At 72.9% G+C, this 4,715-nt stretch carries 3 protein-coding genes; 2 read left to right on the top strand and 1 reads right to left on the bottom strand.

Translation table 11 applies throughout. The features are described from left to right. The first annotated feature begins 378 nt into the window (after positions 1-378). Entirely contained in the window at positions 379-1,332 is a 954-nt protein-coding gene (locus ABD211_RS05550; RefSeq protein WP_344126895.1) for an ATP-binding cassette domain-containing protein, read from the top strand. Then, positions 1,329-2,147, top strand: coding sequence for an ABC transporter permease (locus tag ABD211_RS05545; protein ID WP_344126893.1), 819 nt, complete (start codon positions 1,329-1,331; stop codon positions 2,145-2,147). The genes ABD211_RS05550 and ABD211_RS05545 overlap by 4 nt, the downstream gene beginning before the upstream one ends. On the opposite strand, the gene ABD211_RS05540 is transcribed toward ABD211_RS05545, so the two are convergent. After that, positions 2,144-4,715 (bottom strand): ATP-binding protein (locus ABD211_RS05540; RefSeq protein WP_344126891.1); only part of this gene is annotated, 2,572 nt, incomplete at its 5' end. The genes ABD211_RS05545 and ABD211_RS05540 overlap by 4 nt on opposite strands.

The following is a 4,715-nucleotide window of genomic DNA, read 5'->3' as shown; positions in this document are numbered from 1 at the left end:
GGCGGTGAGGTTACCGACCGTGTCCGGTACGGCGGTGAGACCGAGGCCTGAGAGGTCGAGCACCTCCGAGCGGGTTCGTGCACAGTCGGCGATGCGGCGTTGAGCCTCGGCGTAGCTCACCTGAACTCCCCTTCGTCCGTACGGTCCGGGACTAATAAGACAGGGAGGACACCCGGTCGGTCGATGTCCGAATGGTCGTAGACGTGGACAACCGGTCATTGGAAACGGGCCGCGTGAAACCGACACGACCCGTCCGTCGATTGCAGTCCGGATGGCTGGCGCTGATAACGCGTACGAGCCTGGTGTCAGCGCCGTGTGCGCGACTTGCCAGCGGCCCGGAGCAAGGTAGTCCCCGAAGACATCCAAGGGGGATTACCAATGAGCTACGCGTTCCAGGCCGAGGGCCTGGTTAAGCGGTTCGGGGAGACCACCGCGCTGGCGGGCATCGACCTCGCCGCCGAGGAGGGCACCGTGCTCGGCGTGCTCGGCCCGAACGGGGCCGGCAAGACCACCGCGGTGCGCATCCTCGCCACCCTGCTGCGCCCCGACGGGGGGCGGGCCACCGTCAAGGGCCTCGACGTCGTCAAGGACGCCGCGAAGGTGCGGCGCCTCATCGGCCTCACCGGGCAGTACGCGTCGGTGGACGAGGACCTCACCGGTCTGCAGAATCTCACCCTCATCGGCGAGCTGCTGGACCTGCGCCGCAGCGAGGCGAAGATCCGCGCCGCCGAACTGCTGGAGTGGTTCGACCTCACCGACGCGGGCAAGCGCCAGGCCAAGACGTACTCGGGCGGCATGCGGCGGCGGCTCGATCTGGCCGCGAGCCTGGTCGGCAACCCGGGCGTGATCTACCTGGACGAGCCGACGACCGGTCTCGACCCGGCCAAGCGCGAGGACATGTGGGGCGTGGTCCGGTCGCTGGTCGGCAACGGGTCGACCGTGCTGCTGACCACGCAGTACCTGGAGGAGGCCGACGCGCTCGCCGACGACATCTCCGTGATCGACCACGGCAAGGTGATCGCGCACGGGACTCCCGCCCAGCTCAAGCACCTCGCCGGCGGCCAGACCATCGAGGTACGGCCCACCGACCCGGCTCACCTCGACGCCGTGTCGGCGATCCTGTCGACCGTCGCGGGGCACGCCGTCGAGTCGCCGCAGCGCGGAGTGCTGACCGTGCCGGTGGACAGCGACGCGGCCTTTACCGCCGTGGTGCGCCGCCTCGACGAGGCCGGCATCGGGGTCATGGAGCTGTCGCTGCGCCTGCCGAGCCTCGACGAGGTCTTTTTCACGCTGACCGGCCACAAGACTGAGAAGGAAGAGGTGGCGGCATGACCATGACGATGGAACGGACGCCTTCGGCGGTCGCTACCGACACCACGCCCACCCGGCCGTTCGGGCTGCTGCGGCACAGCCTCGCGCTCACCCGGCGGAGCCTGATCAAGACGCTGCACACGCCCGAGCAGCTGCTCGACGTGACGCTGCAGCCGGTCATCTTCGTGGTCATCTTCGTGTTCCTGCTGGGCGGGGCGATCTCCGGCTCCCGGCACGACTACCTGCAGTTCCTGCTGCCCGCGATCATGGTGCAGACGGTGCTGTTCGGCTCCGTGGCCACGGGGGTGTCGCTCAACACCGACGTCAAGAAGGGCGTCTTCGACCGGTTCCGCAGCCTGCCGATCGGCCGCTCCGCGCCGCTCATCGGGTCGGTGGTCGGCGACATCGTGCGGTTCGTGGTCTGCATCGTCGTGCTGTTCTCGATCGGGTTCACCATGGGCTTCCGGATCGGGACGAACGTCTTCGCGACGCTGGCCGCCTGCCTCGTCGTGATCTTCTTCGCCTTCGCGATGAGCTGGGTGTTCGTGCTGGTCGGCGTCGTCATGCGCGAGCCCGGTGCGGTGCAGGGCGTGTCGTTCGTGGCGCTGTTCCCGCTGACGTTCGGCACGAACATGCTGGTCAACACGGGCACCCTGCCGGGCTGGCTGCAGGCCTGGGTCAAGGTGAACCCGGTGGCCGGCGCGATGGACATGGCCCGCGGGCTCATCGTCGGCGGTCCCGTCGCCGGGCCGCTCACGAGGACCCTGCTCTGGGCGGTCGGCATCCTGGTGGTCTTCGCGCCCCTCGCGGTGCGGGCCTACCGCCGGCGCGCCTAGCCGGCGGCGGGGGGCCGCACGGCGTCGAGCGCCGTCGCGTGGTCGTAGCCGCGACCCTTGGCGTACGCCGCCTCGAAGGTCGCGTCGCCGAGCGCCGCACGCAACTGTTGCGTGAGGCGCTCGGCGTCGACGTTGGTCAGGTCGTGGGTGCCGCGCACCGCGTCCGACGCGCCGAGCGTCTCGGCCGCCACCAGCGCGTCGCCGGTGGCCGCGTGCCACATGGCGGTCGTGAGCCCCACGTTGGCCACCACCGGCATGTCGTTGGACTGCCGGCCCTGGTCCAGCGCCTCGAGGATGAGCCGGCGCGCCTTGTCCAACCGGCCCCGGGCCAGCGCCACCTGGGCCCGAGTGCGCAGCAGCAGGGCGCGGAACTGCTGCGGCACCAGCGGGACGTCGTCCATGCGCAGGGTCGCCTCGCCGATCAGCCGGTCGGCCTCGTCGAGGTCGCCCCGGAAGCGGGCCAGGTCGGCCAGGAGCATCAGCGCCAGCGGACCGTTGTGACCCGCGTCCAGCCGGGGTGTCTCGGCCAGGAACGCCGTGAGCTGCGCCCGCGCCCGCTCCGGGTCCGTGCGCATGTGCAGCGACGCCAACCAGATGCGCTGGTGACCCGCGTCGTCGCCCGGGTTCAGCTCGCGGACCAGGCGGATCGACTCCTCCAGCGCGGCGGCCGCGCCGGCCAGATCGCCGCGCTTGCCCTTGGCGTCGGCCAGGCCGGCCAACGTCGCGCTCAGCCCCCACCGCTCGCCGACCTCCCGGAACGCCGCCACGGCCGCGGTGAGGTCGCGCAGCATGCCGTCGGCGTAGCCGGCGTTCTCCTGGATCGAGCCGCGCATCGACAGCAGCATGGCGCGTACCCAGGGGTCGGGGTTCTCGAGGCTGCGCGCCGTCGCGGCCAGTCCCGCCTCCGTGTCGTCGGTGACCAGCGCCATCGCCGGCTTTACGAGCGCCAGCAGCGGATGCGCCGTGCTCACGTCGATGTCGCGGACGAGGTCGTCGATCTCGTGGAAGCGGGTCAGGTCCAGCGGCACCATCCCGGCGATGGTCGCGTGCAGGTGGTGCATGATCGTGACGATGACGAGGGCGTCGCGCGGCCCCTCGCCGGGCACGGCGAGCGCGCGTCCCAGCAGCGTCGCGGCCTGCTCGTGGCTGCCCGTCATCGTCCACAGGAAGGTCAGCGCGGCGCACAGGCGCAGCGCGGTGTCCGCGTCGTCGGAGTCGCAGGCCGTGTGCACCGCGCCGACCAGGTTGTCCCACTCGGCGCGCAGCAGGGCGAGCCACGGCACCTGGCCGCGACCGCGCAGGTGCGGCTCGGCGGTCTCGGCCAGGGACAGGAAGTGCGCCGCGTGCGCCGCGCGGGCCGACTCCAGGGCGCCGGCCTCGGCGAGGCGGTCCACCCCGTACTCCCGGATGGTCTCCAGCATCCGGTAGCGGGTCGTCTCCCCGGCGCCGTCGACGACCTGCAGCAGCGACTTGTCGACGAGCGCGCCGAGCAGGTCCAGCACGATCGGGGTGTCCACGCCGGCGACGCCGGCCGCGCTGTCGGCGGTGATCGTGGCGGGGAAGACGGCGAGGGTCTCGACGAGTCGCCGCTCGTCGTCGGTGAGCAGCTCCCAACTCCACGCGACCACGGCGCGCAGCGTCCGGTGGCGCGGCATGGCGGTGCGGCTACCGCCCGTGAGCAGCCGGAACCGGTCGTCGAGGCGGGCCGCGACCTCCTCGGGCGACAGGGTGCGCAGCCGGGCGGCGGCCAGCTCGATCGCGAGCGGCAGCCCGTCGAGGCGCCGGCAGATCTCCACCACCGCCGCGACGTTGTCGTCGCCCACCGCGAAGCCCGGTCGCACGGCTGCCGCGCGGTCGCGCAGCAACTGGACCGCCGGATACGTCACCGCCTCCGCCGCCGGGCAGTCGGGCGCCGGCAGGCGCAGCGACGGGACCGCCGCGAGGGACTCGCCCACGATGCCGAGCGGCTCGCGCGAGGTGGCCACGACGCGCAGCCGGGGACAGCGGGCCAGCAGCTCGTCGGCCAGCCTGGCGGCGGCGTCGATGACGTGCTCGCAGTTGTCGAGGATCAGCAGCGTCTCCACGTCGCGCAGCGTGTCGGCCAGCCGCGACAGGTCGTCGGCGAACGCGCCCGCGTCGTTGGGGTCGCGGACCCGGGCCTCGCGCCGCAGCATGGTGGCCAACGCGGCCTGCGGCACGTCGGCCGGGTCGGTGACCGGCGCCAGCTCGACCAGCCAGGCCCCGCCGGGCAGGCGCGGCGCGGCGCCGGCGGCGACCGTGCACGCGAGCCGGGTCTTGCCCGCCCCGCCCGGACCGACGAGCGTCACCAGGCGCTGCTCGGTCAGCAGCGCGCCGAGGCGCGCCAGCTCCTCGTCCCGACCGACGAAGCTGCTCAGGGTCGCCCGCAGGTTCCCGACCGGCGCCGCGGCCGGGGGCGTCGGCCCGGTGGCGCCGCGCAGCACCGCGAGGTGGGCGTCGCGCAGCTCGGCGGACGGGTCGGCGCCGAACGTGTCGGCCAGCCGGGCCCGCACCTCCTCGTACGCGGCGAGCGCCTCGGCCGTGCGGCCG

The organism is Luedemannella flava (genome assembly GCF_039528515.1).
GTDB lineage: Bacteria > Actinomycetota > Actinomycetes > Mycobacteriales > Micromonosporaceae > Luedemannella > Luedemannella flava.
This window is presented reverse-complemented; position numbering and strand designations above follow the sequence as displayed.